Genomic DNA, 26282 nt, shown 5'->3' with positions numbered 1-26282 from the left:
CGCGCCGGCGCCAAATATACGCCCCTATCGCGTCCGGAGGCTCGGGACCGATGCGTCACTGGATTCCTTCGCTCGATTTCGCGCTCGGCGAAACCGCCGATATGTTGCGCGACCAGGTCGAATCTTTCGCAGCGCGAGAAATCGCGCCGCGCGCCGCGACGATCGATCGCGAGAATGATTTCCCTTCCGATCTCTGGCGCAAAATGGGCGCCCTCGGCCTGCTCGGCGTAACCGTCGAGGAGGACTATGGCGGAGCCGGCCTCGGCTATCTCGAGCATGTCGTCATAATGGAGGAGCTGAGCCGCGCTTCCGCTTCCGTCGGCCTCTCCTATGGCGCACATTCCAATCTTTGCGTCAATCAGCTGCGCCGCAATGGAACGAGCGAGCAGAAGCGCCGCTATTTGCCGAAACTCGTCTCCGGCGAGCACATCGGCGCCCTCGCAATGTCCGAGCCCGGCGCCGGCTCGGATGTCGTGAATATGTCGATGCGCGCCGAAAAGCGCGGCGATCGCTATGTGCTGAACGGCGACAAGATGTGGGTGACGAATGGTCCCAACGCCGATGTCGTGATCGTCTATGGCAAGACCGACCCTGGCGCCGGCGCGCATGGCATAACGGCTTTCATCATCGAAAAAGGCTTCAAGGGATTCGAACGCACGCAAAAGCTCGACAAGCTCGGAATGCGCGGCTCCAATACCTGCGAATTGCTGTTCTCCGATTGCGAGGCGCCGGAAGAAAATGTCCTCGGCCTGCCCGAGCGCGGCGTGAATGTGCTGATGAGCGGGCTCGATTACGAGCGCGCCGTGCTCGCCGGCGGCCCCATCGGCATCATGCGCGCCTGCCTCGACATCGTTGTCCCCTATGTGCACGACCGCAAGCAGTTCGGCCAACCGATCGGCGAATTCCAGATCATGCAGGCCAAGCTCGCCGATATGTATACGACGCTCAACGCCGCGCGCGCCTATGTCTACGCCGTCGCGCGCGCCTGCGACCGCGGGCGCACCACCCGCAAGGACGCCGCCGGCGCCATTCTTTTCGCCGCCGAAAGCGCGACGCGCATGGCGCTGGAAGCCATTCAATGTCTCGGCGGCAATGGCTATATCAACGACTATCCCACTGGCCGGCTGCTACGCGACGCCAAGCTCTATGAGATCGGCGCCGGCACCAGCGAAATCCGTCGCATGTTGATCGGTCGTGAGCTCTTCAGCGAGACTGCGTGAGGCTTCGCGGCGGCCTTCGTCGCGACGAGAGAATTGCCAATGCCCGTTTTAGAAACACGATTGGACACGAGCTCCGCGGAATTCGCGGCCAATGCGCAGGCGATGCGCGGCCTCGTCGCGGATTTGGGCGCCGAGGCCGCGCGCATCGCCGAGGGCGGCGGCGCGACGGCGCGCGAAAAGCATGTCGCCCGTGGCAAGATGACGGCGCGCGAGCGCATAGACGCGCTCGTCGATCCGATGTCGCCCTTTCTTGAGATCGGCCAATTCGCCGCCTATGATCTCTATGATGGAGAGGCGCCATGCGCGGGCGTCGTCGCGGGCGTCGGACGCATTCGCGCGCGCGCCTGCATGATCGTCGCCAATGACGCGACGGTGAAGGGCGGCGCCTATTTTCCGCTGACCGTGAAAAAGCACCTGCGCGCTCAGGAGATCGCCGCGCAGAACCGGCTTCCCTGCCTCTATCTCGTCGATTCGGGCGGCGCCAATCTCCCACGCCAGGACGAAGTGTTTCCCGATCGCGAGCATTTCGGCCGCATCTTCTATAATCAAGCGCAAATGTCGGCGTCCGGCATCGCGCAAATCGCCATCGTCATGGGCTCCTGCACCGCCGGCGGCGCCTATGTGCCCGCCATGTCCGACGAGACGATCATCGTGCGCGACACCGGAGCCATCTTCCTCGCCGGGCCGCATCTGGTGCGCGCGGCGACGGGCGAAATCGTCAGCGCCGAAGATCTCGGCGGCGCCCGCGTCCATACGCGCCAATCCGGCGTCGCCGATCATTATGCGGAAAGCGACGCCCATGCGCTCGGCCTCGCGCGAATGATCGTCGCCGATCTCGGCGCGCCGCCGCAGTCGTCGCTCCAGCGCGACGCGCCGCGCGAACCGATTTATGACGCCACGGAAATCTATGGACTCGTTCCCGCGGATCGTCGCCGGCAATATGACGCGCGCGAGCTCATCGCACGGCTGGTCGACGCCAGCGAATTCGACGAATTCAAGAAGCTCTATGGCGAAACGCTCGTCGCCGGCTTCGCGCATATTTGCGGCTATCGCATCGGCGTGCTCGCCAATAATGGCGTGCTGTTCGGCGAGAGCGCGCTCAAAGGCGCGCATTTCATCGAGCTCTGCGCGCAACGCGGCATTCCGCTGCTATTCTTGCAAAACGTCACCGGCTTCATGGTCGGCCGCGATTACGAAGCGCGCGGCATCGCCAAAGACGGCGCAAAGCTGGTCACGGCGGTGGCGACCGCAGCCGTGCCGAAATTCACGATCATCGTCGGCGGCAGCTTCGGCGCCGGAAATTACGCAATGTGCGGCCGCGCCTATAGTCCTCGCTTTCTGTGGAGCTGGCCCAATGCGCGCATCTCCGTCATGGGCGGAGAACAAGCCGCGGAAGTGCTGACGCGCGTGCGCAGCGACAGCTACGCCGCCAAAGGGCTCGACTGGCCACAGTCGGAGCATGACGCTTACCGAGCGCATATCCGCGAACAATACGAGCGACAAGGCCATCCCTATTATGCGAGCGCGCGTCTTTGGGACGATGGCGTCATCGACCCGCTCGACACGCGCCGCGTGCTCGCGCTCTGTCTCGCAGCGGCGTCCAATGCGCCTCTCGAAGCGACGCGTTTCGGCCTGTTTCGCATGTGAGGCCCGGCATGTCCTTTATCGCTTCATCACTCGATTCCCGCGGCGTGGCGACTCTGACGCTCGCGCGACCGGAACGCCGCAACGCTCTCGATTACACGATGACGACGCAGCTCGTCGCCGCTCTGGAGCAAGCCGCGCATGACGCCGAGACGCGCTTGCTCGTGCTCGCTGGCGCAGGCGCGGCCTTTTGCGCGGGCGGCGACCTAGAATGGATGAAGCGCGTCGCCGAAGACACGTCACAGGCCAATGAAGACGACGCGCTTCTGCTGGCGCGCGCGATGCACACGCTCGACTCTCTGCCCAAGCCGACGATCGCCCGCGTCCATGGCGCCGCCTATGGCGGCGGCGTTGGGCTCGTCGCCTGCTGCGATATCGCTTTGGCCGCCGATACCGCGAGCTTTTGCCTGAGCGAGGTGCGGATCGGCCTCACGCCCTCGGTCATTGGCCCTTATGTTCAGCGCGCGATCGGCGCGCGCCAGGCGCGGCGCTATTTCCTCACCGCAGAGACGATCCCTGCCGCTCATGCGCGCGCGCTCGGTCTCGTTCACGAGATCGCGCCGATCGAGGAGATCGATGCGCGCGTCGCACGAATAACGGAAGCACTATTGCTGGGCGCGCCGGGCGCCCAAGCGGAGGCGAAGGCTTCGACCGCATTGTTCGGCGATGTCGCGATCGATGACGCGCTGATGCGCGCCACCGCGAAACGAATCGCCGCCCGGCGCGCGTCTCCCGAAGGACAGGAAGGCCTCGCGGCCTTTCTGGAGAAGCGCCCGCCCTCTTGGCGAAGAGATCGGAACGTCGACGATGTTTCGTAAAATCCTCATCGCCAATCGCGGCGAAATCGCCTGCCGGATCATCGCCACCGCCGAACGCTTGGGCGTTTCGACGACGGCCGTCTATTCGGACGTCGACCGGCATATGCTTCATGTGGCGCGCGCGGATGAAGCCTATCCGCTGGGGGCCGCGCCTGCGCGCGAGAGCTATCTCTCGATCGAGAAAATCCTCGCTGTCGCGCAATCTGCGGGCGTCGAGGCCGTGCACCCCGGCTATGGCTTTCTGTCGGAAAATGCGCAATTCGCCGAGCGCTGCATCGAGGCCGGCCTCGTCTTCATCGGGCCGACGCCTCTAGCCATACGCCTCATGGGCTCCAAGGCGCAGGCGCGCTTGACGATGGAGCGCGCCGGCGTGCCGATCATCCCCGGCTTTCATGACTCGCAGGACACGGCCAGTCTCGTCGAGGCGGCGGCGCGCATCGGCTATCCTGTTCTCGTCAAAGCCTCGGCCGGCGGCGGCGGCAAAGCGATGCGGCTCGTCGCCACGGCGAGCGAACTGCGCGGGGCGATAGAGAGCGCGCGACGCGAGGCGGCTTCCGCATTCGGCGACGACTCCTTGCTGATCGAAAAGGCGCTCGAGGCGCGTCATGTCGAAGTGCAAATCTTCGGCGATGCGCATGGCGGCCTCGTGGCGTTCCCGGAGCGCGACTGCTCGATCCAGCGCCGTCACCAGAAGATCATAGAGGAGACGCCCGCACCGGGGCTCTCGACCGAGCTGCGGTCTGCGCTGCGCGAGGCCGCCCTCGCCGCCGGCCGCGCCGTCGCTTACATCGGCGCAGGGACGATCGAGTTCCTCGTCATGGGCGAGAGCTTCTATTTTCTCGAGATGAATACGCGGCTGCAAGTCGAGCATCCGATAACCGAAATGATTTCGGGAATCGATCTCGTCGAATGGCAATTGCGGGTGGCAGCCGGCGAGCCTCTGCCGGCGACGCAGGAGAAGATTGCGCTTCAGGGACATGCGATCGAAGCGCGACTCTATGCGGAAGCGCCGGCGCAGGATTTTCTTCCCTCCGTCGGTCGGCTCGATCACTGGCGCACGCCGCGCGAAACCATTTCGATTCGTGTGGAGACGGGCGTGCGCGAGGGCGACGTCGTCACACCCTTCTACGATCCGCTGCTCGCCAAAATCGTCGCGCAGGGACCGGACCGCAACGCCGCGCGCAGGGGTCTGCTCGCGGCCTTGCGCGCCTGCGAGATCGTCGGCGTGAGCACCAATCTGCTCCTGCTGCGCGCGATTCTCGACAGTGAAGCCTATGGAGCGGCGCGCATCGATACGCAATTTCTGCCGCGCCACCTCGATCTGATCCTCGCGGGAGAAGAGGCCTTGGATGAAGAAGCCGAGACCATCGTCGTTTCCGCAGGGGCCGCGGCCTGGCTCGCCGCTCTTCGCGCAGAATCTGGCGATACGACGCCATGGGATGCGACCGACGGCTGGCGCCTCAATGGCGCGGCGCGGCAGAAGCTCTGCTTTCGTCTCGGCGATCGCGACATTGCAGTCGCGCTCGCGCCGCTGGCGCCGGGCGCCTTTCGGCTCGAGACGCCGAAATCGCATGTCCTCGTCGAATATGAGACGAACCAGCGCCGCATGAGCCTGCGCGTCGACGGTGTCGAGCGAAAGCTCTCCATCATCGAACGCAGGCAAGGCTTCGTCGTCATATCGGATGGACGAAATTTCGAGCTGTCGGTCGTCGATCCGCTCGCGCCGCCGCGCGCGCAGAGTGAAGCCGACGCGGAGCTCACGGCTCCGCTGCCGGGGCGCGTCACCGGTCTCTATGTGGGCGTCGGCGAAAGCGTGAAGAAGGGCGCCCAGTTGCTGACGCTCGAGGCGATGAAGATGGAGATATCATTGTCCGCGCCGCGCGACGGGCGCATATCCTTAATTCGTCCGGCGGTCGGCGACATGGTGAAGCAGGGCGAAGCGCTGGTCGTCTTCGCCGAAGGGAAAGCGACATGACCATTCCAAAGCGCGTGCGCATCGTCGAGGTCGGCCCGCGTGATGGGCTGCAAAACGAAAGCGCGATCGTTTCCGTGGAGGCCAAGGTCGCTTTGATCGAGAAGCTCGCCGCCGCGGGGCTTCGCAATATAGAGGCCGGGAGCTTCGTCTCGGCGCGTCGCGTTCCGCAAATGGCGGAAACCAAAGCCGTGCTCGCGCGGCTGCGGCCGCCGCCGCATGTCCATTTGTCCGTTCTCGTTCCTAATATGCGCGGGCTCGAGGAGGCCATCGCCTGCGGCGTACGCGGCGTCGCCGTTTTCGTGGCCGCGAGCGAGAGCTTCTCGAAGCGGAATATCGGCTGCGCCATCGCCGAGAGCCTTTCGCGCTATGCGCCGGTGGTCGAAGCGGCGAATGGCGCCGGGCTCGAGGTGCGCGGCTATATATCCTGCGCGCTCGGCTGTCCTTATGAAGGCGATGTCGCCCCGCGCGCCGTCGCCACGCTGGCGCGCGATCTCTGTGCGCTCGGCTGCCATGAGATTTCGCTCGGCGACACGATCGGCGTCGGCGCGCCGCTACAGGCGCGCCGATTGTTGGAAGAGGTCGGCCGCGATATTCGAATGTCGCAGATCGCCGTGCATTTCCATGACAGCTACGGCCAGGCGCTCGCCAATATTTTCGCATCGCTCGAGATGGGCGTCGCGACCATCGACTCTTCTGTCGCAGGCCTCGGCGGCTGTCCATTCGCGCCCGGCGCGAGCGGCAATGTCGCAACCGAGGATGTCGTCTATATGCTGGAGCGCTCCGGCATAGAGACCGGCGTCGATCTCGCCGCGCTCATCGACGCCGGCGTCTTCATTTGCGAAAGGCTCGGCCGGACGACTCGCAGCCGCGCCGCGCTCGCGCTGCTGGAAAAGCGGCGCAAGGACGGCGTCGGATGAATGATATTCTCGTCGCGCGCACGCGCAATGTCGGCTCGATCGCGCTGAATCGGCCCAAGGCTCTCAACAGCCTGACGCTCGACATGGTCCGAGAGTTCAGACGCGCGCTCGATTCATTCGGCGCGGATCGCGAGATCGTCGCAGTGGTGGCGACAGGCGAAGGCCAACGCGGCTTTTGCGCGGGCGGCGACATACGCGCGCTCTATGAGCTGCGCAGCGACGAGCGTAACCTCTATCAGACATTCTGGCGGGAAGAATATGAGCTGAACGCGCGCATCGCCGCCTTTCCCAAGCCTTATGTCGCGGTGATGGACGGAATCGTCATGGGCGGCGGCGTCGGTCTTTCCGCGCATGGAAATTTGCGTATCGTGACCGAGCGCACACGGCTCGCCATGCCGGAAACAGGCATAGGCTTCATTCCCGATGTCGGCGGCTCGTGGCTGCTCACGCGCAATGGCGGCGTCGGTCGTTTCATGGCGCTGTCGGGTGAGACGGTCGGTCCGCATGATGCGATTTTCGCCGGCCTCGCCGACGTGCTCGTCGATTCGGCGTCGCTGCCCGAGCTGCTCGCGCTCCTGCGCGAGATAGGCGACGCCGAGGAGGCGCGGCCGCTGCTGGCGCGCTTTGCGAAATCGAGCGGCCTCGGCGCTCTGTCGCGGCGCGAAGCGCTGCTGCGCCGCGTGATGGCGCATTCGAACGTCGAGCGCATCATCGCCGCGCTGGAGATGGAGGGTTCCGATTTCGCGCGCGAAGCGGCGGCGACGATCTCGAAGCGCTCGCCGACGGCGCTGAAAGCGACGCTGCAGCTGCTGCGCCGCGCCGCCGAAGCTCCCTCTCTCGAGACGTGTCTGCGCCAGGAGTTTCGGACCGCTTGCAATATGCTGTCGACGCATGATCTCTTCGAGGGAATACGCGCCGCCGTCATCGACAAGGACCGCGATCCGCATTGGTCGCCGGCGACGCTCGCGGAAGTGGACGAGGCTTCGGTGAAGGCTCTGCTCGACGGCGGCGCGGCGCCGGAGCTCGCGTTTAGGAGCTGGACATGACGACGAGCGAGATTACGGATCCCGTCGTCGTCATCGGCGCGGCGCGCACGCCGATCGGCGCAATGCTCGGCGAATTGAAGAGCCTCGAGGCGCCGCAACTCGGCGCTGCCGCTATTCGCGCGGCCGTTGCGCGCGCCGATGCGCCGACAGATCAGATCGACGATGTGCTGATGGGCTGCGTGCTCTCGGCGGGCCTCGGCCAGGCGCCGGCGCGTCAGGCGTCGCTCGCCGCCGGTCTGCCGGAGGCGGCGGGCTGCGTGACGATCAACAAAATGTGCGGCTCCGGCATGAAGGCGGTCGCGCTCGCGCATGATCAATTGCTGGCCGGCAGCGCGCACGCGATCGTCGCCGGCGGCATGGAGAGCATGAGCAATGCGCCTTATCTTCTCGCGCGCGTGCGCGAGGGCTATCGCATGGGTCATAAAAAGCTCGTCGATCATATGTTTCTCGACGGGCTCGAGGACGCCTATGACAAAGGTCGGCCGATGGGCGATTTCGCCGAGGATTGCGCGACGACACATCAATTCACGCGTCTGATGCAGGACGATTATGCGATGCTCTCGCTGACGCGCGCGCAGCAGGCGGCGCGCGAGGGCGCTTTCGATTGGGAGATGGCGCCGATCGAAACGCAGGGTCGCGCGACGGCGACGATCGCGCGCGATGAATTGCCGGCGAAGGCGAAGATCGAGTCGATCGCCGATTTGAAGCCGGCGTTTCGCGATGGCGGCACGGTGACGGCCGCCAATTCTAGCGCCATTTCGGACGGCGCCGCCGCACTGGTGCTGATGCGGCGTAGCCGCGCCGAGCGCGCCGGCCTCACGCCGCTCGCGATCATCCGCGCCCATGCGACTCATGCCGGGCCGCCCAATCTTTTTCCGACAGCGCCGATCCTCGCCATGCGCAAGCTCGCCGAGAGGGCCGGCTGGCCGCTCGCGAGCGTCGATCTCTTCGAGATCAACGAAGCTTTCGCTGTTGTCGTGATGGCCGCCATGCGCGAGCTCGGCCTGCCGCGCGAGAAAGTGAATGTGCATGGCGGCGCCTGCGCGCTCGGCCATCCGATCGGCGCCTCGGGCGCGCGCATCGTGGTCACGCTGCTGGCGGCGCTGCGCAAATATGGGCTGCGGCGCGGCGTCGCCGCACTGTGCATAGGCGGCGGCGAGGCGATCGCGCTGGCGATAGAAGCCGTGAATTGACGTTCAGCGCCAGCGCTGCGTCGCCATCATCTCGCGCAGACGCTCCTGGACCAATGCAGTGGCGGCGTCGCGCAGCGAGACGCGCCCGAGGGATGCGCGCGCGATGATCTCCTGCATGTTGCGGGAGATTTTTTCGTCTATGGCGGCGAAGGCGGCTTTCTCGTCGCCGCCGGCATATTCGACCGATGCGCAGATGACGCCGCCGGCGTTGGCGATGAAATCCGGCGCGCTGACAATGCCGCGCTCGAACATCTCACGCTCCGCCTCTGCGGTCGCCGGAATATTGGCGCCCTGCACCACGAGCTTGCATTGCAGCCGGCCGACATTGTCGGCGCGCAGCACATCCGGCCGCGCGGCGGGGATGAATATATCGCAGGGCGCGGCGAGCAGCGCATCGGGCGCCAGCGCTTCGCCGCGCGCATGGCTGGCGACGCTGGCGCCTTCTCTGCGCAGTTGCGCCAATGCGTCTATATCGAGACCGGCGGCGTCATAGATCGCGCCGCGGCTATCGGAGGCGCCGACCAATATCGCGCCCTTGCGCGAAAGGAATCGCGCCGCATGTCGCCCGACGGCGCCGAAGCCTTCGACGACGACGCGGGCGCCGGCGAGCGTCAGCCCGGCGAAGGGCGCGGCGGCTTCCGCGGCTATGGCGACGCCATAGCCGGTCGCGCCGATTTCATCGAGCGGAATGCCGCCGAGCGCGGCGGGCAGTCCGACAGCGCGGCCGATCTCGTCATGCACATAGGCCATGCAGGTTTCATTCGTGCCCATGTCGGGCCCCGGAATGTAATCGGTCAAGGGCTCGATCGCCTTCGCGAAGGCGCGAATGAGCTGCTCCTTCTCCTGGCGCGGCATTGCGGGATCGCCGAAAATGACGGATTTTCCGCCGCCATGGCGCAGGCCGCAGGCGGCGTTCTTCAGCGTCATCGCGCGCGCGAGGCGGAAGCATTCCTCGACGCCGACGTCCGGGGCCATGCGCACGCCGCCGATCGCGGGGCCGGCGGCGACATTGTCGATCACGACGATCGCCTCGAGGCCGACGCCGGGCGTGCTGGCATAGACGATTTTCGCCGGACCGAATTCGTCGACGAAGGAGAAAGCGTCAGATTTGAACAACGCGGACATGGACCAAAAACTGGGCGCGAGGCGAGGCGCATTCAAGCGCGCGCGGCTCGCGGCGGCAAAAAATTCCGTAGAGGCCAAAAAATTCCCTAGAGCCGATGAAAAGCGCGACGCGGCGCCTTACCTCACTTCGACGAAGCTCGAGGCAGGCCGATGACCATTGGCGTCTCCTTCCAGATCGACTTTCTTCGTTTCCTCTCCGCGGCGGGCGAGCTCGACCCAGCGACCCCGCGCGAAGCGATAGACCCCGAGCTTCTGCTCGGACTCTATCGCGCCATGACGCGCACGCGCACTTACGATGGCAAAGCCATAGCTCTGCAGCGCACCGGCAAGCTCGGCACTTTCGCTTCCGCTCTAGGGCAGGAGGCGATCGGCGTCGGCATAGGCTCGGCCATGCGCAGCGAGGATGTGCTCGCTCCATCTTATCGTGACCATGCCGCGCAATTGCTGCGCGGCATGACCATGGTGGAAAATCTCGTCTATTGGGGCGGCGACGAGCGCGGCAGCGATTACGCTGTTCCGCGCAGCGATTTTCCGATCTGCGTTCCCGTCGGCACGCAGATCGCCCATGCGGCGGGCGCGGCCTACGCCTTCGCACTGCGCAAGGAGAAACGCGTCGCGGTGACGATCATCGGCGACGGCGGCGCCTCGACCGGCGATTTCTATTCCGCCTTGAACATGGCCGGCGTTTGGCGCGTTCCGCTCGTCGTCGTCATCAATAATAATCAATGGGCGATCTCGACGCCGCGCGAGCGCGAATCGGCGACGGTGACGCTCGCGCAAAAGGCGGTCGCCGCCGGCGTCGAGGGATGTCAGGTCGACGGCAATGATGTGATCGCCATGCGTCATGTCGCGCGCGCCGCGATAGAGAAGGCGCGCGACGGCGGCGGGCCGACGCTGATCGAGGCGCTCAGCTACAGACTCGGCGATCATACGACGGCCGATGACGCCTCGCGCTATCGCGATGGCGAAATCGTGCGGCGCGAGGCGGAGAAGGAGCCGATCGCACGGCTGCGCAAATATCTCACAGCGCGCGGATTGTGGAGCGAGGAGCAGGAGAAGGCGCTCGCGAAGGATTGCGCAGACGAAGTGGAGCGCGCCGTCGCCGCCTATCTGGCGACGCCGCCGCAAGAATTCTCGGCGATGTTCGATCATCTCTTCGCGCATCTGCCGGAGTCGATGCGCGATCAATATGAGGAGGCGCGGCGTTTCGCTCCGAAGGGAGGCGGCAATGGCTGAGCTCACTCTCGTCGAAGCGGTCAATCGCGCGCTGGCGCATGAGCTCGAGCATGACCCCGCCGTGCTGCTGCTCGGCGAGGACATAGGCGTCAATGGCGGCGTGTTTCGCGCCACGCTCGGCTTGCAACAGCGTTTCGGCTCGGCGCGCGTCATCGATACGCCGCTCGCCGAGGCGGCCATCGCGGGCGTCGCCGTCGGCATGGCGGCGATGGGGCTGAAGCCGGTGATGGAGATTCAATTCAGCGGCTTCATCTATCCGGCGATGGATCAGCTCATCAATCACGCCTCGCGCCTGCGCAATCGCACGCGCGGGCGGCTCACCTGCCCCATGGTCTTGCGCGCGCCGAATGGCGCCGGCATTCATGCGCCCGAGCATCACTCGGAAAGCCCCGAGGCCATGCTCGCGCATACGCCGGGCTTGCGCGTCGTCATTCCGTCTTCGCCCACACGCGCCTATGGATTGCTGCTCGCCGCGATACGCGATCCCGATCCGGTCGTCTTCCTCGAGCCGACGCGGCTCTATCGCCTCTTCAAGCAGGAGGTGATCGACGATGGCGAGAGCCTGCCGCTCGACACATGCTTCGTCTCGCGCGAGGGACGCGACGTCACGCTGATCGCCTGGGGCGGCATGTTGCACGAGGCGCTCGCGGCCGCCGAGAGTCTCGCGAGCGAGGGCGTCGATTGCGAGGTCGTCGACGTCGCGACGCTGAAGCCGCTCGACGCCGAGACGATTCTTCGTTCGGTCGAGAAGACCGGCCGTTGCGTCATCGTGCAGGAGGCCGCGCGCACCGCCGGCTTCGGCGCCGAGATCGCGGCGATAATCGCCGAGCGCGGATTGTATTTTCTGCAAGCGCCGGTGCGGCGCGTCACCGGCTATGACGTCGTCATGCCGCTGGCGCGGCTCGAGGGACAATATTTGCCGAGCGTCGCGCGCATCGCCGACGCCGTGCGCAAGACGATGGAGGCGGAATGAGCGTCTTCAAGCTTCCCGATCTCGGCGAGGGCCTGCAAGAGGCCGAGCTGGTGCAATGGCATGTCGCGCCGGGCGAGGATGTCGCCGTCGATCAGCCGCTCGTCTCCGTCGAGACGGCCAAGGCGGTGGTCGAGATTCCGTCGCCGCAAGCCGGACGCATAGAAAAGCTGTTCGCGCAGGCGGGCGAGATCATCCGCATCGGCGGGCCGCTCATCGCTTTCGTCGGCGACGGCGAAGCGCCGCAGCAGGCGCGAGAGGACAAGGGAACCGTCGTCGGCGCGATGGAGACGAGCGGCCGCGTGCTGCAAGAGGGCGCGGCGCCGCTCGGCCGCAATGGCGCCGGCCTGCGCGCGACGCCGGCGGTGCGCGCGCTGGCGCGACGGCTCGATGTCGATCTTGCGATGGTGACGCCCTCCGGCGCCGATGGGGTCATCACCGCGGCCGATGTGCAGCGCGTCGCGCGCATATTGTCGGAGGCGGCGCCGGCCGAGCCTCTGCGCGGATTTCGTCGCGCCATGGCGCAGAATATGGCGCAGGCGCAGGCCGAGGTGGCGGCGGCGACAGTGGTGGACGACGCCGACATAGAGGCTTGGCCCCAGGGCGAAGATACGACATTGCGGCTCATTCGCGCGCTCGTCGCGGGCTGCCGCGTCGAGCCGGGGCTCAACGCCTGGTTCGAATCCCATGCGCTGGCGCGGCGCGTGCTCGCCAAGGTCGATCTCGGCATCGCCGTCGATTCCGCCGAGGGCGGGCTGTTCGTGCCCGTGCTGCGCAATGTCGCCGAGCGCGATCCTTCCGATCTGCGCGCCGGGCTGAACAAAATGCGCGCCGACATCGACTCGCGCCGCATTCCGCCGGACGAATTGCGCGGCGCCACCATCACCCTCTCCAATTTCGGCATGATCGCGGGGCGCTACGCCGCGCCCATCGTGCTGCCGCCGACCGTCGCCATTCTGGGCGCGGGGCGCATTCGCCGCGCGATCGTCGCCGATGACGAGGGCCGTCCCGTCGCGCGGCGCATGTTGCCGCTGAGCCTCACTTTCGACCATCGCGTCGTCACCGGGGGCGAGGCGGCGCGTTTCCTCGGCGCCGTCATCGCCGATCTCGGGAGCCCCGTCTGAGCGACCGCTTGAAGGCGGGGCCGCCCGACGCCATATGCGCCGCTCATCGTCCAAAGGCTGGGCGGGCGGGAAGGCATCATGCCGACGCAGCGCATCTCTCACACTCCCGATTGGAGCAGCCTCGCCGTCGCGGCGATATTGCTGCTCGCGCCCTGGATCCTCCACTACACGAGCTGGATGGCGACGCTGGCGACGAGCTTCTCGGCCGTCATCCTGCTGGCGCTTTCGGCCGTCGCTTTCGCGGAGCTCGACGACAGCGAAACGCCCGAATATCTCATCGTCGGCGTGTGGCTCGTGATCTCGCCCTGGATGCTGGGCTTTTGGCCCGACACGCGGGCGCTGCTCGTGCATCTCCTATTCGGCGGCGGACTCGTCGCCTATGTCGCTTGGGAAATCTGGGGCGTCTCCGCCTTTCGCGATTAGACTCGGGCCATTCCCGGCGAGCGTCGCCTTCAGCGCGCGGCTCGGGCCCGAATAGATCGAATTTGAATAGATTTGTAGTATATTGGACCGATAAATGAATAGAGTTTTCTGTTCTTTCGTCCAACATCGCAGAAAAGCGCTCCGGACGCGCCTTGCGGCCTCCCATTCAACATATTGAAAAATAATACGTTTGCTCGTAGCCCGCGGCGCGTGCGCGGCGTATAAGTACATGTCCTAATTTTGGTTTTGCCGAGCAACAAGTATTGACGATCTACAAGGCCTGCCGCGATCCGGCCGACCAGGGAGATTTGGCGCAGATGACATCCATCCATCAATTTTATCTCCGTACGCAACCGATCAATTTGAAGCAATTCTTCCGGCGTCTCGTCTATTGCGATCCGCTCGTCCGGTCCCTTTGCCCATTCGCCGACAGCCGCGCATCGTTTGTCGCCGGCTGACCGCATCTCCATCGAACTGTAACGAGTTTGCGTAACGCGTAAGGAGCGTCCCATGATTACCGTGTCGCAATGCGCGGCCCAGGCGGGCCTGGCTTCACACGAGCTGGTTCTCGGCGCCGTCCCCTCTCCCGAGCATGACGCGCTGCTCGAGAGCTATCTGCTCAACGGCCATCGCGGACTTTCCGCCGTGCGCGAGATGATCGTCGCGGATCTGCGCGGCTTTCTCGATCTCGGCGTGACCGCGCGCGCCGCCGATCTCATGATCGTGCTGCGGCTGCTGCTCACCGCCCATCCGGAGGCCGGCATCGTCGCCCGTCCGCGTGCCGCCGAGGCGACCTTCGAGGCCGCTCTGCTCGGCCATTACCTCGACGTCCGGCGCGGTTGCGCCTCCGGCGGCGGGGCTTTGCGCGAGCCGGGAGTGGTGCTCTCCTTCGCGCGGGAGTCCGCGCGCGAAGGACGCCGGCGCTCTTCGCGGGGCGAGTCGGCGGAGCCGCTGCGAGGCGGCGAGCCGATCATCGCCCGCTTCGGCTCGCGCCTATTCTATCAGCGGGGCGAGCGCTGACCGCGCCGCCGCCCTCTTCGTCGATTTTCGTCGGCGCTCCGGACCGGAGATGTGACCAGAGGCCCGGGGCTATTGCCAATCGGCCCGCCGCATAGGATCATCCCGGCTCGACAGCGCCTGTCGGGGCGCAGAACCGCCCGGGTGGTCGGACCCTATTCTCGATGCGACCGAACGGTTTTTTCGATCTCGGCTTTTCAGGCGACGGCCGGTCTCGGCGCGGCGGAGGCCGGCTATGACGAGCGCGCCGGCCATCGTTCATATCGTCGACGATGACGCCGCCGTCCGCGATTCCCTGAAGCTTCTCTTGAAGACGGAAGATTTCGACGTGCGCGCCCACGCCTCCGCGCGCGATTTTCTGGCGAGCGTCGGCCGGGGCGAAGGCGGCTGCGTCGTCACCGACGTGCGTATGCCGGAGATCAGCGGATTGGAGCTGCTCGCGGAGATCGAGGCCCGCGGCCTCGATCTGCCGGTCATCGTCATCACCGCCCATGCCGATGTGGCGCTCGCTGTCCAGGCGATGAAGGCCGGCGCCGTCGATCTGCTCGAGAAGCCTTTCGACGACGAGTCTCTGCTCGACTCCGTGCGCCACGCTCTCGGCGGACGCGGCGGAGCCGGGGGCCTCGGCTCCGAGGCCGCGGCCGCGCGCGATCGTCTGGCGAGCCTCACCTCGCGCGAGCGCGAGGTGCTGGTCGGCGTGCTCGACGGCCGGCCCAACAAGATCATCGCCCATGAGCTCGGCATCAGCGTGCGCACGGTGGAGGTCCATCGCGCCCGGCTGATGGTGAAAATGCGCGCCAAGAGCCTCTCGGAGCTGGCGCGCATTTCGGTGCTCGTCCCGCGCGCCGCGTCGATCTGAGCCGCCTTGCGCCGCGCTCCCGCCGACCTGCACGAGGCGCGGCGCATTCTGCGCGCACGCTTCGGCCATGACGATTTTCTTCCCGGCCAGGAGGCGGCTGTCGCCGCTCTGCTCGAGGGGCGCGACGTCCTCGCGGTGATGCCGACAGGCGCGGGCAAATCGCTGCTCTATCAATTGCCGGCGGCGATGGGGATCGCCCCGGCAGTCGTCGTCTCGCCGCTCATCTCACTGATGCGCGATCAATTGCGCGGCCTCGAGCGCTCGGGCGTCGCCGCGGTCGCGCTCCACTCGGGAGAGAGCGAGGAGGATTATGGCGAAGCCGTCGCCGCCATAGCGGACCGACGGGCGCGGCTCGTCTATCTCGCGCCGGAGCGCCTCGCCAAAGACGGAACCATCGAGCTTCTGCGCGGCGCCGGAGTCGCGCTGCTCGCGGTAGACGAGGCGCATTGCGTCTCGCATTGGGGTCACGAATTTCGCCCCGATTACGCCCAGCTCGGCGAGATCGCGGCGCGGCTCGGCGCGCCGGTGCTGGCGGTGACGGCGACCGCCGGCCCGCGCACGCGCGCCGACATCATCGCCAGCCTGTTCGCGCGCGAGCCGGAGGTTTTCGTCTCCTCCTTCTCGCGGCCCAATCTGCGCCTCTCCTTCGCTCCGCGCGGCGATGCGCTGGGGCGGCTGACGCGCTTCCTGCGCCGGCGAGAGGGCGAGAGCGGGGTCGTCTATGTGAATTCGCGCCGCAAGGCCGACGCTATGGCGGCGACGCTGCGCCGGCTCGGCTTCGACGCGCTCGCCTATCACGCCGGCCTCGATGCGGCGACGCGCGCGGCGCATCAGGACGCTTTCTTCGAGCGCGCCGGCGTCACCATGGTCGCGACCATCGCCTTTGGCATGGGCGTCGACAAAAAAGACCTGCGCTTCGTTTTCCACGCCGATACGCCCGATTCGATCGAGGCCTATTATCAGGAGATCGGCCGCGCCGGCCGCGACGGCCTGCCCGCCGACGCGCTGGCCCTCTTCGATCCGCGCGAGCTCGCCGGCCGCTTCGGCTTCGCGCCGCCCGCCGACGATCCCATCGCTTTGGGAGAGACGGAGCGCCGTCGCGCTATGGCGCGGCTCTGCCTCACCCCCTCCTGCCGTTTCCAGACGCTGCTCGCGGCCTTCGGCGAGGAGAGCGGCCGCTGCGGCCGTTGCGACAATTGCCGCGGCGGCCTGCTGGCGCTGCCGCGCCGCGCCGGGCTGGTGACGCTCGGCTGGCGCGTCGCGGCGCTCGCGCGCTTTGCCGGCGCGAACGCCGAGAGTCTGGACGAGCCGGAGGAGACGCCTATCCCCGCCGCAGCGCCGGGCCTCTCCGTCGAGCCGACAAAGGAGCGGCTCAGCGTGGCCGAGGAGCGGCTCTATCGCGAGCTGATCCGGCTGCGTCTCGATATCGCCAAGCGCCGCCGTCTCGCTCCGCGCGCGGTGGCGAGCGACGCCGTGTTGCGGCGTCTGGTCCTCACCCGGACGCTCGATGGCGAGAGCGTCATCGCGGCGGAGGAGTTCTTGCGCGCGATCGCGGAAGATTGAGCCCAGGAGCGGACGCGTCGCTACGCTTCGTCTTCCAGCCCCTGCGCCGGCCGCGCGCGCCGCTTCTTCAGCTCCAGCAGCCGCGTCGAGGCGCGATCGGCGCGCTGGCGCGCCGCCTCGCCGGTCGGCTGCAAAAGCTTGCGATATTCGTCGCGCTTCTCGTGAATGGAGGCGATCACATAGCCCATGGGCACGCCGACATCGACGAGCACCGTCTCGGCGAGCTGCAGGCTCGCCTCGATCGTCTCCGGTATCGCGTCGCTGGCGCCGAGCTCATAGAGATCCGTGGCGTGCCAGGCGTCGCGAGCGCGCGCGACGATCGTCAGATCGGCGCGCTCCTGATGGGCGAGGCGCACGATCTCCTGCGCCGCCTGCGGATTTTCCACCGTCACCACCAGAGCGCGCGCCTGCGCCACGCCGAGCAGCACGAGAAACTCGCGCCTCATGCAATTGCCCCAGCAGATATCGACGCCCTTGTCGCGCGTCTGCGCGACGAGATTGACGTCATTGTCCACGGCGACGTAAGGAATCTCGTGGCGGCCGAGCATATCGCCGATGAGCGCGCCGACGCGCCCATAGCCGACGATGACCACTTTGCCGGCGGCGACATCGCCTTCCGGCGCGAGATGCGCGAATTCGGCCTCGTCGTCTTGCAGACGGCGGCCGGGATTGAGCCATTCGCCGAGCCGCGCCAGCGCCGGCAGCGCGAACAGGCCGAGCGTCACGGCGAGCATGGCGTCGGCGCCGAGATTCCTCGGCAGCACGCCGGAGGCGATGGCCGCGCCGCCGAGAATAAAGGCGAATTCGCCGCCGGGCGCGAGCAGCAGCGCCACTTCCGCCGCTATGCGCGGACGCATCCGAAACGCGCGGCCGAGCAGAAAGACGATGAGCGTCTTGATCGCGATCACGCCTATGGCGATGACGAGCACCTGCGGCAAATCTTCGATCACGCGATCGAAATCGAGCCCGGCGCCGACGGAGACGAAGAAGAGGCCGAGCAGCAGTCCTTTGAACGGCTCGATCGTCACCTCGATCTCGCGGCGATATTCCGTCTCGGCGAGCAGCAGGCCGGCGATGAAGGCGCCCATGCCCATCGAAAAGCCCGCCGCGGCGCTGGCGACGCCGGCGCCGATAATGACCAGCAGACTCGTCGCGGTGAAGAGCTCGATCGATTGCGCCGCCGCGACGAGATGGAACAAAGGCCGCAGCAAAAGGCGGCCGCCGACGATGAGCGCGGCCATGGCCACGAGCGCCGGCAGAAAGGCGAGCAGCGCCTTCAGCCCTTCGGTCTCGGCATGGGGCTCGGAGAGGAAGGAGATGAGGAACAAGAGCGGCGCGACCATCAGATCCTGCAGCAGCAGCACCGAAAAAGCGGCGCGGCCGGCGGCGCGATTGAGGCGCCGGCGCTCGGCGAGCAGAGGAATGACGATCGCCGTGGACGACATTGCGAGAGCCGCGCCCAGCAGCGCCGCGGGAGCCGGGCCGAGCCCGGCCCAGAACACGCCCGCCGCCGCCATCGCGCCGCCGCAGAGAACGACTTGCGACAGGCCGAGCCCGAAGACGAGCAGCCGCATCCGCGCGAGGCGCTCCCAGGAGAGCTCGAGGCCGATCATGAACAGCAGAAAGACGAGGCCGAATTCGGCGATTTTGGCGACGCCCTCGAGATCGCTCAGCGCGATGGCGGAGAGAAATTCGTGACGCTCCGCGAGCTTGCCGAGGCCGAAGGGCCCGAGCGCCGCGCCGGCCAGCAGAAAGCCGATGATGGGGCTGACGCGCAATCGATGAAACAGCGGCGCGACGACGCCCGCCGTGCCCAAAAACAGCAGAGCCTCGCGATATTCGCCCCACTGGAACGCAGCAGTCCCCGACATCGCCATCCTTTCCGCATCGCGGCGCGCTGTTCCGCGCCGATTCGCGGTTCAGCATAAGGGCTCCGGCGCCCGCTTACGAAGCCGATTTACGCGGCGAGAGCTTCGCGTCGCGACGAGCCTGTCGGCGACATGGCGCATCGCTTGCTTTTGCTGCGTGCGGAAAGGCCGCCGTGGGCGGCCGCGCTCTGCGATGAAAGGCGGCGTTCATGAACGTCCTCGCCATTATTTCCGCTACGACGATGCAGGACGGCCGCGAGACCGGCGCGCTGGCGCCGCTCGCCGGCGCGCCTCTGCTCGGGCGGCTGCTCGATCGACTGACCCATGCGGAAAAGCTCGTCGGAATCGTCGTGACCACCAGCGACGAGCCGGAAGACGCGCCGATTCGCGATTTTTGCGCCGCGCGTGGAACGCCTTGCCAAACCGGCGAGCGCGACGATCTCATCGGCCGCCAGCTCGCGGCGATGGCGGCGGCGGGCGCCAAGGGCGGCATTTCGCTCGACGCGCGCAATCCGCTGATCGACCCCGCGCTCGTCACGCAAGTCGCCGATCTGTTGCAAATGACCGATGGAATGCTGGATTGGATCGGCAATACGCTGGCGCCGGCCTATCCGCGCGGCATGGAGATCGACGGCTTCACCGCCGCGGCGCTGACCGAGGCGGAAAAGCGCTGCGGCGAGCCGGAGCAGCGTCGCCGCGGCCCCGCCTTTCTGCGCGAGAACAGCCGCATCTATCGCCCGCTGAGCCTGAAAGCCCCGGCGGAGGTCGCGCGGCCCGATCTGCGGCTCGGGCTCGAGAGCCTCGCCGATCTGCCGCGCCTGGAGGCGATCTTTCAGAGCTTTGCGGGCCGCACCGATTTCACTCTGGCGGAAATAATCGCCGCGGCCGATCGGCTCGCGGCGCAATGAGCTCGGGCGAAATCTGTCGGGAAAGACTCACTCCATGCCGGCGATATGCGTCCCATGGGTGACGGCGGCGCCGGCGCGCAGCGCGGCGGCGATGAAGACGGTCTCGGCGAGCTCGGCCTCGGTCGCGCCAGCGGCGAGCGCCTGCTTGCGATGGATTTCGAGGCAATAGGGGCATTGCGTCGTCATGGCCACGGCGAGGGCGATCAGCTCCTTGTATTTCTTGGGGATGGCGCCCTCGGCCATGGCCGCCGCGTCGAATTGCTTGAACGCCTCCCAGGCCGTGGGCGCCGATTCGCCGACCGCTTTCAGCCGCTTCACATTCTGCATGTCGTACATGGCCTTCCCTCCTTGCGATGAGCGCTTACCTATCAGATGATAGGTGAACCATGCGCCATTGACGAAGGGCCTGTCAATGCGCTTCCTCTCCTGGGAAAGGATGAGACGGATGGCGACGGCGCGACGCGGCGAAGGGACAGCCGCGAGAATTCTCGACAGCGCGGAGGAGCGGCTCTGCCGCTACGGCTATAATGGCGTGAGCTTTCGCGACATCGCCGCCGATGTCGGAGTGAAGAGCGCCAGCGTCCATTATTTTTTCCCCACCAAGCCGGCGCTGGTCGCCGCGGTGGCGCGGCGCTACGCCGATCTCTGCGTCGAGGAACTCGGCGATCCGCTGACCCGCACGCCAGCGGAGGCGGTGGGGATGCTCGCGGAAATGTTCCGCCGCACCGTGGCCGAGAAGAAGCGCATGTGCCTTTTCGGCATGTTGGCGGCGGAGGTCGGCGGCCTGCCCTCCGAGGTCGGCGCCGAGGCGCGGCGCTTCTTCGCCGAGACGCTGGCCTGGCTGCGCGTCGCGCTGCGCGGCGACGCCGCCGAGGCGGAGGCGATTCTCGCGGCTTTCGAGGGCGGCGTGCTGCTCGCTCGCGCCATGGACGATCCGGCCATGTTGGAGAAAGCGACCGCGCGCATGGCGGCGCGTCACTTCACCGCGAGCGGATAACCGGCGACGACGAGATAGAGCCGCCCCGCAGCGCCGGCGACCGCCTGATGCAATTCGCCGGCGGCGTCGCGAAACCGCCGCGCCAGCGCATTCTCCGGCACGATGGAGAGGCCGACCTCGGAGGAGACCACGACGGTCGGCGCGCGCCGCTCGGCGAGGGCTTCGAGCAGCGCCGCGCGATCGGCGCGCAAATCCGCCTCCGCCAGCAGGCGGTTGCTCAGCCAGAGCGTGAGGCAATCGACCAGCAGCGGATGCTCTGCCGGCGCTTCGCCAATGGCCTGCGCCAGCGCCTGCGGCGCTTCGATCGTGCGCCAATCGCCGGCGCGCCGCTCTCTATGCGCGGAGATGCGGCTGCGCATCTCCTCGTCGAAAGCCTGCGCGGTGGCGATATAGGTCCAGGGACCGGGCCCGGCGGTGACGAGCCGCTCCGCGAAGCCGCTCTTGCCGGAGCGGGCCCCGCCGAGGACGAAGGTCAGATGCGGGTTTTCAGTCATGCTCCGTCACGCCCGGGCGGGATTTACCCCGTTCGCGAGCGACGGGCAAATCACGCCGCGAGAGCGGCGCGGGCTTCGTTCTTGATGCGCTCGACCATGGCGCGGACGCCATTGCTGCGCTGGGGCGTCAAATGCTGGGCGAGGCCGAGCTCGGTGAACAGCGGCATGGCGTCGAGACCGGCGATCTCATCGGCCGGCCGGCCGGAATACAGCGCCAGGATCAGCGCCACGAGCCCGCGCACGATATGGGCGTCGCTGTCGCCGCGCAGCGAGAGGATCGGCGCGCCGCGGCCTTCGCGGATCACCTTGCTCTCCAGCCACACCTGGCTCGCGCAGCCGCGAACCTTGTTCTCTTCCGTATGGGCTTCGTCCGGCAGCGGCTCCAGAGTGCGGCCGAGCTCGATGAGATATCGATACCGGTCCTCCCACTCGTCGAGCATTTCGAAATTGCCGATGATCTCGTCTATCACCATTGTTCGCTCGCCCGCTGGAGACGCCATGCCGACTTCTATATGGCCACTGTCCGTTTTGGCGCAATCGCCGGCGCATTGGCTCGATCGCCTGCGTCGATGCAATCACGGCGCCGCGCCGAGGCCAGTGGGGCGCCGCGGCGGCTCGACCGGCGCCGTCGCCCGGCCGATTCGCTCGGCCGCCTGCAGACATTCCATCGGATGCGCCATGCAATGATCGCGGGCCACGGCGGCGATTCGGCCCGCCGCCTCTTCCGCGAGCTCCGAAAGGGCGCCGCGCGCCGTCTCGACCGGCGAGACCTTGCGCTCGGCGCTCGAAGCCGGCTCGGCCCGAGCCGCGGCGGGAAAACGCGCCGGCGCGGCGCGCTCGCGCGGGGCCGGATCGTGGTCCGCGTCACGCATGACGAGGAGACAGACCACCCCTAAAAAAAACAGAGTTTTGAGCAAGAATCCCACGATCGCCGCCTCGCTTCGCCGACGCGGAGCCGCCGCGCGTCGGCGAAACGTTCGCCTGTGTCCCTTACCGCTTCGTAAATGTCGAGTGTCGCGAAACACGCCGGCGCGAGCGGGGCCGGAGGGCTAAGAAGTCGCAAACCATAAGCCGCTTTCCGTCCCGACGAGAACGGATTTCTTCCATTTCTATGGTCGGTTTAGCAGTCACTTAACACCGATTTGTCACATTGGGCCTCGATCGGGAGCGTGAATTTGCGTAAGCCAACTGCACCTTGGGCGGCCGTGTCGAGTGAGTGGATCGAGCGTCTGGCGCAATCCGGACGCCCGATCACTTCGATGGAGCGCGCGCGGCGCGAAGCCTTCCTCCTCTCGCATCTGGCCCTGGCCGCTGGCGTGCTCATCGCCGCCCCGCTGTGGATCGTCGTCCATGGCGCGCCGACGCTCGGCGAGAGCGCGATCTTCGCTCTGGCGCAATTGCCGCTCTTGTCGGTGGTCGCTCTGCTGCGCCTCGACGATCTGAAGGTCGCGCAGTCGATCGCCGCCTTTGGCTGGCTCGCGCTCGCGGCCGCCTGCCTCGCGGCCGGCGAGCACTCCGGCGCCGCGGCGCCGTTCGGAGCGCTCGCCCTCATCGAGGCGACGCTCGCGCTCGATCTCACTCTGGTCGCCACCGTCGCCTTCGGGGCGCTCGCGGTTCTGGCCGCCGCCGCTCTGACCGCCACCGCTCTGACCGCGGCCGACGGCGGCGGATTTCTCGAGACGCTGCTCGCGGCGCCTCTCGTTCTCTATGTCGTTCTGCTCGCCCGCTGCGCGGCGCGGGTCGAGACGATCCGCTCTCGGGCGGAGGCGCGCAGCGCCCGCGATCTGCGGCTCGTCTCGGAGGCCGCCGGCGATCTCGTCATCGGCTTCGACGAAGGCGGCGCGGTCTCCACCCTCATCGGCGACGCGGCCGAGGCTTACGGCCTCGACGCCCGCGAATTGATGGGACGCGGCTTTTTCCAGCGCGTCCATGTCGGCGACCGCCCGGCCTTTCTCAAGCTCGTCTCCGACGCCATAGCGACCGGCGAGACGATACGGGCGACGCTGCGGCTGCGCATCGGCCATTCGCGCAACGAGCAGGGCGAGTTCCTCGAGCCGGTGTTTCATTTCTTCGAGGCGCGCAGCAGCCAGATGGAGGCCGTCGAGGGGGAAACCGCGGCCGGCGTCGTCTGCATTCTGCGCGATGTGACGGCGCAGCGTCACGCCGCCGAGACGATCGAAGCGGCGCGCCGCGAGAGCGAGATGGCCGCCGCCGGCAAGACGCGCTTCCTCGCCAATGTCAGCCATGAGCTGCGCACGCCGCTCAACGCCATCATCGGCTTCTCGGAAATGCTGGCGAGCGAGCAGCTCGCGCCCGCCGATCCGGCCAAGCGCCGCGAATATGCGGAGATCATCCGCAATTCGGGCCAGCATCTGCTCGCCGTCGTCAATACGATTCTCGACATGTCGAAGATCGAATCGGGCTCGATGCAGCTTTCGCCCGAGCCTTTCTCTCTGCCCGAGCTCGTCGAGCAATGCGTGAGCATGATGCAGCTGAAGGCCGAGCAGGGCCAGGTGACGCTCGCGCGCGATTATGGCGAGCGGCTCGAGGAGATCGTCGGCGACAAGCGCGCCTGCAAGCAGATCATCATCAATCTTCTCTCCAATGCGGTGAAATTCACGCCCGCCAACGGCCGCGTGCGCATCCGCCTCGCTCCGGACGGCAATTGCCTCGCGCTCTCCGTCACAGACAGCGGCATCGGCATTTCCGCCTCCGATCTCGGCCGGCTCGGCGATCCTTTCTTCCAGGCCAGCGCCAGCCATGACCGCGCCTATGAAGGCACCGGCCTCGGCCTCTCCGTGGTGCGCGGCCTCGTCGGCCTGCACGGCGGAACCATTGCGGTGGAAAGCGCGCCGCGCAGCGGCACCAGCGTCACCGTGCGCCTGCCGCTCGATTGCCGTCCCTTTCAGAACAAAGCCCCCGCTCTCGCCAGGATCGAAACGATCGCCCGCCGCGGCGTCATCCGTCCCGCCGAGGAGCTCGAGGCCGCCGAAGACAGGGTGAAGAAAATTGCGTGAAGCTCTCGCCGGCGCCAATCATGATTTCCTGCTCCGCGACGAGGATCGCGGCGAAACGCGGCGCGGCCGCGGCTCCAAGGCCAGCGCCAAGGCCGAAAAAGGCCCGCTGACGAGACTGTTCGGCGGCCGCAGGCGCGGGATCGTCTTCCTCTGCCTCGCCGGCGTGACGGCGATCGGCGTGCCGTTGAACGCGCTCTATTTCCAGGACGGACGCCATCCGGCGCCGCTGTTCCGCTCCTTCGCGCCCGAGCCGCGCGCCGCCGCCGAGGCGCAGGCGCCGCTCCCGCCCGCACGCCCGCAGGCCGTGGCGGCCCCGGCGCAGCCCCCGGCGATCCAGCCCGCGCCGACGGCTCATGCCGCGGCCAAGCCCACAGCCAAGCCGGAGTCGACACAGGCCGAGAAACGCGACGCGATCGGCGCGCTGCTCGCGCCCAAGAAGGACGCCCATAAGACGGATGAGGCCGACAAAAATGTCCTGGCCGCCCAGCGCGCGCTCGCCAAGCTCGGCTATGCGCTGAACGCCGACGGCAGGATGGGCGGCGCGACCAAGCAGGCGATCGAGAAATTCGAGCGCGACAATCACCTCCCCGTCACCGGCGCAGTGACGCCGAAACTGCTGCACAAGCTGGAGCAGCCCCGAGCGCGCCTCGTCGCGCATTGACGGGGTCGTCGGTGAAAGCCCTGTCGTCGGTGAAGGCCCTTGCGCGGACGGCCTCGATCGGCTGAAAAGAACTCATGCGTCTGCGCTCCGACTTCTATGTCTCCGCTCTCATCCGCCGCGCCGAGACGGCCGGTTCCGTCGCCATGCTGCGCCGTCGCGGCTCCGAGGAGGCCGGCGCGATCTTCGTCAAGATCGATCGGCTGGACGGACGCGCGGCGCTGCTCGGCCCGGCGCCGCAGAGCTTCGACCTTCCCGAAGGCGTCGACCGCCTCTTCGCCCGGCTGCATTCGGAAGAATGGGTGACGCCGCTCGAGGCCGAGGAGCGCGCGCGCAAGGAAATCGCTTTCGACTCCGATCTCTGGCTGGTCGAGATCGAGGATCGCGAGGGCCGCGGCTTCGTCGATATCGCCGCTCGAGAGCAATAGAGCGATTCCAGCCGAAGTAGACCGCTTCATCGGCGCGCCGCGCCAGCAACTCGCCACCTAGCGCCTGTCATCGATTGGTAAGGCGCCCCACGGGCAGGCTTGCCGATTCCCAAGATCGAGTTTGCGTGATTCATAGGTGGTTGGCCGAATCGGTGGGGCCGACCGATGGTGCGACGTCACGCCTTGCGCAATGATCAATGGCTGCGCATCGAGAGTTTGCTTCCCGGGCGCGAGGGAACGGTCGGCGTGACCGCCAAGGACAACCGGCTTTTCGTCGAGGCGGTGCTGTATTGCTATCGCGCCGGCATACCCTGGCGCGATTTGCCGGAGCGCTTCGGTGATTTTCGCGTCGTGCACACGCGATTCAGCCGCTGGGTGTTTGATCTTTATCGCCGGGGTTCAGATTCGGCGACGTCGTGGCGGCCGATCGGATCAGCGCCTCCTCCGACACGGGACCGAGATTCGTCCCTCGATCGTGCCCCAGAGCGTGGTGTAGCTGGATCGAGGCGGACACCGGGATTTCCGGCTTTGGCCGGAATGTTCAGGCGGTCACGGCGGACAGCTTGACGATGGGATCATCGCTCAAAGGCGCGATCGTGGCCAGCGTCATGTAGCGACCGCGCTGCACGGCCCATTCATCGTTCGTCTCGAGCAGGATCGCGCCGACGAGACGGGTGATCGCGCCCTCGTTGGGAAAGATGCCGACGACCTCGGTGCGGCGTTTGATCTCGCCGTTCACCCGCTCGAGACCATTCGTCGAATAGATCTTCTGCCAATGGTCC

The 26282-nt window shown here is 66.9% G+C and carries 26 protein-coding genes and 1 pseudogene; 20 read left to right on the top strand and 7 right to left on the bottom strand.

The genetic code is table 11. The annotated features are described in order from the left end of the window. The first annotated feature begins 50 nt into the window (after positions 1–50). The 7 genes from FMZ75_RS13730 to FMZ75_RS13700 are packed head-to-tail and all read left to right on the top strand — an operon-like array spanning position 51 to position 8813. Positions 51–1220 (top strand): isovaleryl-CoA dehydrogenase, encoded by a 1170-nt coding sequence (locus FMZ75_RS13730; RefSeq protein WP_166143541.1) that lies wholly within the window; start codon positions 51–53, stop codon positions 1218–1220. 39 nt (positions 1221–1259) lie between these two features. Continuing rightward, positions 1260–2867, top strand: coding sequence for a carboxyl transferase domain-containing protein (locus FMZ75_RS13725; protein ID WP_166143539.1), 1608 nt, complete (start codon positions 1260–1262; stop codon positions 2865–2867). 44 nt (positions 2868–2911) lie between these two features. Then, entirely contained in the window at positions 2912–3682 is a 771-nt protein-coding gene (locus FMZ75_RS13720; protein ID WP_370464719.1) for an enoyl-CoA hydratase-related protein, read from the top strand. Further along, positions 3672–5657 (top strand): biotin carboxylase N-terminal domain-containing protein, encoded by a 1986-nt coding sequence (locus tag FMZ75_RS13715; RefSeq protein ID WP_166143535.1) that lies wholly within the window; start codon positions 3672–3674, stop codon positions 5655–5657. Before FMZ75_RS13720 ends, FMZ75_RS13715 begins: the two co-directional genes overlap by 11 nt. Next, the gene (locus FMZ75_RS13710; RefSeq protein WP_166143533.1) at positions 5654–6574 is read left to right on the top strand and encodes a hydroxymethylglutaryl-CoA lyase; all 921 of its coding nucleotides are present in this window, start codon (positions 5654–5656) and stop codon (positions 6572–6574) included. Before FMZ75_RS13715 ends, FMZ75_RS13710 begins: the two co-directional genes overlap by 4 nt. Then, positions 6571–7620 carry an enoyl-CoA hydratase/isomerase family protein gene (locus FMZ75_RS13705; protein ID WP_108915269.1) on the top strand — a complete coding sequence of 350 codons (1050 nt, stop codon included), beginning with the start codon at positions 6571–6573 and terminating at the stop codon, positions 7618–7620. The genes FMZ75_RS13710 and FMZ75_RS13705 overlap by 4 nt, the downstream gene beginning before the upstream one ends. Further along, positions 7617–8813: an acetyl-CoA C-acyltransferase gene (locus FMZ75_RS13700; RefSeq protein WP_166143531.1), complete on the top strand. Its 1197-nt coding sequence runs from the start codon at positions 7617–7619 to the stop codon at positions 8811–8813. Before FMZ75_RS13705 ends, FMZ75_RS13700 begins: the two co-directional genes overlap by 4 nt. Positions 8814–8816: 3 nt before the next feature. Here the strand turns inward: FMZ75_RS13700 and FMZ75_RS13695 are convergent, their stop codons facing one another. Further along, positions 8817–9938, bottom strand: coding sequence for a Glu/Leu/Phe/Val dehydrogenase (locus FMZ75_RS13695; protein ID WP_166143529.1), 1122 nt, complete (start codon positions 9936–9938; stop codon positions 8817–8819). Positions 9939–10088: 150 nt separating this feature from the next. Between FMZ75_RS13695 and pdhA the strand changes: the two genes are divergently transcribed. From pdhA to FMZ75_RS13660, 7 genes are all read left to right on the top strand, one after another. Beyond that, on the top strand, positions 10089–11174 hold the full coding sequence (pdhA, locus tag FMZ75_RS13690) for a pyruvate dehydrogenase (acetyl-transferring) E1 component subunit alpha (protein ID WP_166143527.1): 1086 nt from the start codon (positions 10089–10091) through the stop codon (positions 11172–11174). After that, positions 11167–12147: an alpha-ketoacid dehydrogenase subunit beta gene (locus tag FMZ75_RS13685; RefSeq protein ID WP_166143525.1), complete on the top strand. Its 981-nt coding sequence runs from the start codon at positions 11167–11169 to the stop codon at positions 12145–12147. Before pdhA ends, FMZ75_RS13685 begins: the two co-directional genes overlap by 8 nt. Further along, entirely contained in the window at positions 12144–13268 is a 1125-nt protein-coding gene (locus FMZ75_RS13680) for a dihydrolipoamide acetyltransferase family protein (RefSeq protein ID WP_166143523.1), read from the top strand. Before FMZ75_RS13685 ends, FMZ75_RS13680 begins: the two co-directional genes overlap by 4 nt. Before the next feature lie 78 nt (positions 13269–13346). After that, a complete protein-coding gene (locus tag FMZ75_RS13675; protein WP_142862153.1) occupies positions 13347–13691 on the top strand; it encodes an SPW repeat protein in 345 nt (114 codons plus the stop codon). 510 nt (positions 13692–14201) lie between these two features. Beyond that, positions 14202–14711, top strand: a complete 510-nt coding sequence (locus FMZ75_RS21350; protein WP_207783438.1) for a hypothetical protein — start codon at positions 14202–14204, stop codon at positions 14709–14711. A 232-nt stretch (positions 14712–14943) separates the two neighbouring features. Beyond that, positions 14944–15567, top strand: a complete 624-nt coding sequence (fixJ, locus tag FMZ75_RS13665) for a response regulator FixJ (RefSeq protein ID WP_142862152.1) — start codon at positions 14944–14946, stop codon at positions 15565–15567. Positions 15568–15573: 6 nt separating this feature from the next. Further along, a complete protein-coding gene (locus FMZ75_RS13660; protein ID WP_166143521.1) occupies positions 15574–17130 on the top strand; it encodes an ATP-dependent DNA helicase RecQ in 1557 nt (518 codons plus the stop codon). A gap of 20 nt (positions 17131–17150) precedes the next feature. Here the strand turns inward: FMZ75_RS13660 and FMZ75_RS13655 are convergent, their stop codons facing one another. Continuing rightward, entirely contained in the window at positions 17151–19001 is a 1851-nt protein-coding gene (locus tag FMZ75_RS13655; protein ID WP_166143519.1) for a cation:proton antiporter, read from the bottom strand. A gap of 206 nt (positions 19002–19207) precedes the next feature. Here FMZ75_RS13655 and FMZ75_RS13650 point away from each other — a divergent pair, with 206 nt between their 5' ends. Then, positions 19208–19906, top strand: a complete 699-nt coding sequence (locus FMZ75_RS13650; protein WP_142863421.1) for a spore coat biosynthesis protein F — start codon at positions 19208–19210, stop codon at positions 19904–19906. A gap of 27 nt (positions 19907–19933) precedes the next feature. Here FMZ75_RS13650 and FMZ75_RS13645 read toward each other — a convergent pair whose 3' ends face one another. Then, on the bottom strand, positions 19934–20242 hold the full coding sequence (locus FMZ75_RS13645) for a carboxymuconolactone decarboxylase family protein (RefSeq protein ID WP_166143517.1): 309 nt from the start codon (positions 20240–20242) through the stop codon (positions 19934–19936). A 109-nt stretch (positions 20243–20351) separates the two neighbouring features. Here FMZ75_RS13645 and FMZ75_RS13640 point away from each other — a divergent pair, with 109 nt between their 5' ends. Next, complete coding sequence (locus tag FMZ75_RS13640) at positions 20352–20903, top strand: TetR/AcrR family transcriptional regulator (protein ID WP_142863423.1); 552 nt, start codon at positions 20352–20354, stop codon at positions 20901–20903. Here FMZ75_RS13640 and cobU read toward each other — a convergent pair. The 3 genes from cobU to FMZ75_RS13625 form a co-directional block, all read right to left on the bottom strand. Continuing rightward, a complete protein-coding gene (gene cobU / locus FMZ75_RS13635; RefSeq protein ID WP_108915282.1) occupies positions 20882–21397 on the bottom strand; it encodes a bifunctional adenosylcobinamide kinase/adenosylcobinamide-phosphate guanylyltransferase in 516 nt (171 codons plus the stop codon). The genes FMZ75_RS13640 and cobU overlap by 22 nt on opposite strands. 50 nt (positions 21398–21447) lie before the next feature. Then, entirely contained in the window at positions 21448–21870 is a 423-nt protein-coding gene (locus FMZ75_RS13630; protein ID WP_108915283.1) for a SufE family protein, read from the bottom strand. A 102-nt stretch (positions 21871–21972) separates the two neighbouring features. Then, positions 21973–22323: a hypothetical protein gene (locus tag FMZ75_RS13625; RefSeq protein WP_166143515.1), complete on the bottom strand. Its 351-nt coding sequence runs from the start codon at positions 22321–22323 to the stop codon at positions 21973–21975. Between the two features lie 249 nt (positions 22324–22572). Here FMZ75_RS13625 and FMZ75_RS13620 point away from each other — a divergent pair, with 249 nt between their 5' ends. The 4 genes and pseudogenes from FMZ75_RS13620 to FMZ75_RS13605 all read left to right on the top strand — a co-directional run. Beyond that, the gene (locus FMZ75_RS13620) at positions 22573–24414 is read left to right on the top strand and encodes a PAS domain-containing sensor histidine kinase (RefSeq protein ID WP_246728969.1); all 1842 of its coding nucleotides are present in this window, start codon (positions 22573–22575) and stop codon (positions 24412–24414) included. Beyond that, positions 24407–25075 carry a peptidoglycan-binding protein gene (locus tag FMZ75_RS13615; RefSeq protein WP_166143513.1) on the top strand — a complete coding sequence of 223 codons (669 nt, stop codon included), beginning with the start codon at positions 24407–24409 and terminating at the stop codon, positions 25073–25075. The genes FMZ75_RS13620 and FMZ75_RS13615 overlap by 8 nt, the downstream gene beginning before the upstream one ends. 74 nt (positions 25076–25149) lie before the next feature. Continuing rightward, the gene (locus tag FMZ75_RS13610) at positions 25150–25500 is read left to right on the top strand and encodes a DUF1491 family protein (RefSeq protein ID WP_166143511.1); all 351 of its coding nucleotides are present in this window, start codon (positions 25150–25152) and stop codon (positions 25498–25500) included. A gap of 168 nt (positions 25501–25668) precedes the next feature. Next, a pseudogene (locus tag FMZ75_RS13605) lies at positions 25669–25878 on the top strand (transposase); the annotation flags it as partial. 163 nt (positions 25879–26041) lie between these two features. Here the strand turns inward: FMZ75_RS13605 and FMZ75_RS13600 are convergent. Then, the coding region (locus tag FMZ75_RS13600; RefSeq protein ID WP_207783437.1) for a transposase at positions 26042–26282 on the bottom strand (241 nt) is incomplete at its 5' end.

The sequence above is a fragment of the Methylosinus sp. RM1 genome (assembly GCF_011378635.1).
Classification (GTDB): domain Bacteria; phylum Pseudomonadota; class Alphaproteobacteria; order Rhizobiales; family Beijerinckiaceae; genus Methylosinus; species Methylosinus sporium.
The sequence above is the reverse complement of the archived record's forward strand: the minus strand, read 5'-3'. Positions and strand labels throughout refer to the sequence as shown.

What these genes read in the sequence shown, in the direction of transcription:
- FMZ75_RS13730 (WP_166143541.1), top strand. Translation starts at nt 51, where the DNA reads ATGCGTCACTGGATTCCTTCGCTCGATTTCGCGCTCGGCGAAACCGCC.
- FMZ75_RS13725 (WP_166143539.1), top strand. Translation starts at nt 1,260, where the DNA reads ATGCCCGTTTTAGAAACACGATTGGACACGAGCTCCGCGGAATTCGCG.
- FMZ75_RS13715 (WP_166143535.1), top strand. Translation starts at nt 3,672, where the DNA reads ATGTTTCGTAAAATCCTCATCGCCAATCGCGGCGAAATCGCCTGCCGG.
- FMZ75_RS13710 (WP_166143533.1), top strand. Translation starts at nt 5,654, where the DNA reads ATGACCATTCCAAAGCGCGTGCGCATCGTCGAGGTCGGCCCGCGTGAT.
- FMZ75_RS13705 (WP_108915269.1), top strand. Translation starts at nt 6,571, where the DNA reads ATGAATGATATTCTCGTCGCGCGCACGCGCAATGTCGGCTCGATCGCG.
- FMZ75_RS13700 (WP_166143531.1), top strand. Translation starts at nt 7,617, where the DNA reads ATGACGACGAGCGAGATTACGGATCCCGTCGTCGTCATCGGCGCGGCG.
- FMZ75_RS13695 (WP_166143529.1), bottom strand. Translation starts at nt 9,938, where the DNA reads ATGTCCGCGTTGTTCAAATCTGACGCTTTCTCCTTCGTCGACGAATTC.
- pdhA (WP_166143527.1), top strand. Translation starts at nt 10,089, where the DNA reads ATGACCATTGGCGTCTCCTTCCAGATCGACTTTCTTCGTTTCCTCTCC.
- FMZ75_RS13685 (WP_166143525.1), top strand. Translation starts at nt 11,167, where the DNA reads ATGGCTGAGCTCACTCTCGTCGAAGCGGTCAATCGCGCGCTGGCGCAT.
- FMZ75_RS13680 (WP_166143523.1), top strand. Translation starts at nt 12,144, where the DNA reads ATGAGCGTCTTCAAGCTTCCCGATCTCGGCGAGGGCCTGCAAGAGGCC.
- FMZ75_RS13675 (WP_142862153.1), top strand. Translation starts at nt 13,347, where the DNA reads ATGCCGACGCAGCGCATCTCTCACACTCCCGATTGGAGCAGCCTCGCC.
- FMZ75_RS21350 (WP_207783438.1), top strand. Translation starts at nt 14,202, where the DNA reads ATGATTACCGTGTCGCAATGCGCGGCCCAGGCGGGCCTGGCTTCACAC.
- fixJ (WP_142862152.1), top strand. Translation starts at nt 14,944, where the DNA reads ATGACGAGCGCGCCGGCCATCGTTCATATCGTCGACGATGACGCCGCC.
- FMZ75_RS13655 (WP_166143519.1), bottom strand. Translation starts at nt 19,001, where the DNA reads ATGTCGGGGACTGCTGCGTTCCAGTGGGGCGAATATCGCGAGGCTCTG.
- FMZ75_RS13650 (WP_142863421.1), top strand. Translation starts at nt 19,208, where the DNA reads ATGAACGTCCTCGCCATTATTTCCGCTACGACGATGCAGGACGGCCGC.
- FMZ75_RS13645 (WP_166143517.1), bottom strand. Translation starts at nt 20,242, where the DNA reads ATGTACGACATGCAGAATGTGAAGCGGCTGAAAGCGGTCGGCGAATCG.
- FMZ75_RS13640 (WP_142863423.1), top strand. Translation starts at nt 20,352, where the DNA reads ATGGCGACGGCGCGACGCGGCGAAGGGACAGCCGCGAGAATTCTCGAC.
- cobU (WP_108915282.1), bottom strand. Translation starts at nt 21,397, where the DNA reads ATGACTGAAAACCCGCATCTGACCTTCGTCCTCGGCGGGGCCCGCTCC.
- FMZ75_RS13630 (WP_108915283.1), bottom strand. Translation starts at nt 21,870, where the DNA reads ATGGTGATAGACGAGATCATCGGCAATTTCGAAATGCTCGACGAGTGG.
- FMZ75_RS13610 (WP_166143511.1), top strand. Translation starts at nt 25,150, where the DNA reads ATGCGTCTGCGCTCCGACTTCTATGTCTCCGCTCTCATCCGCCGCGCC.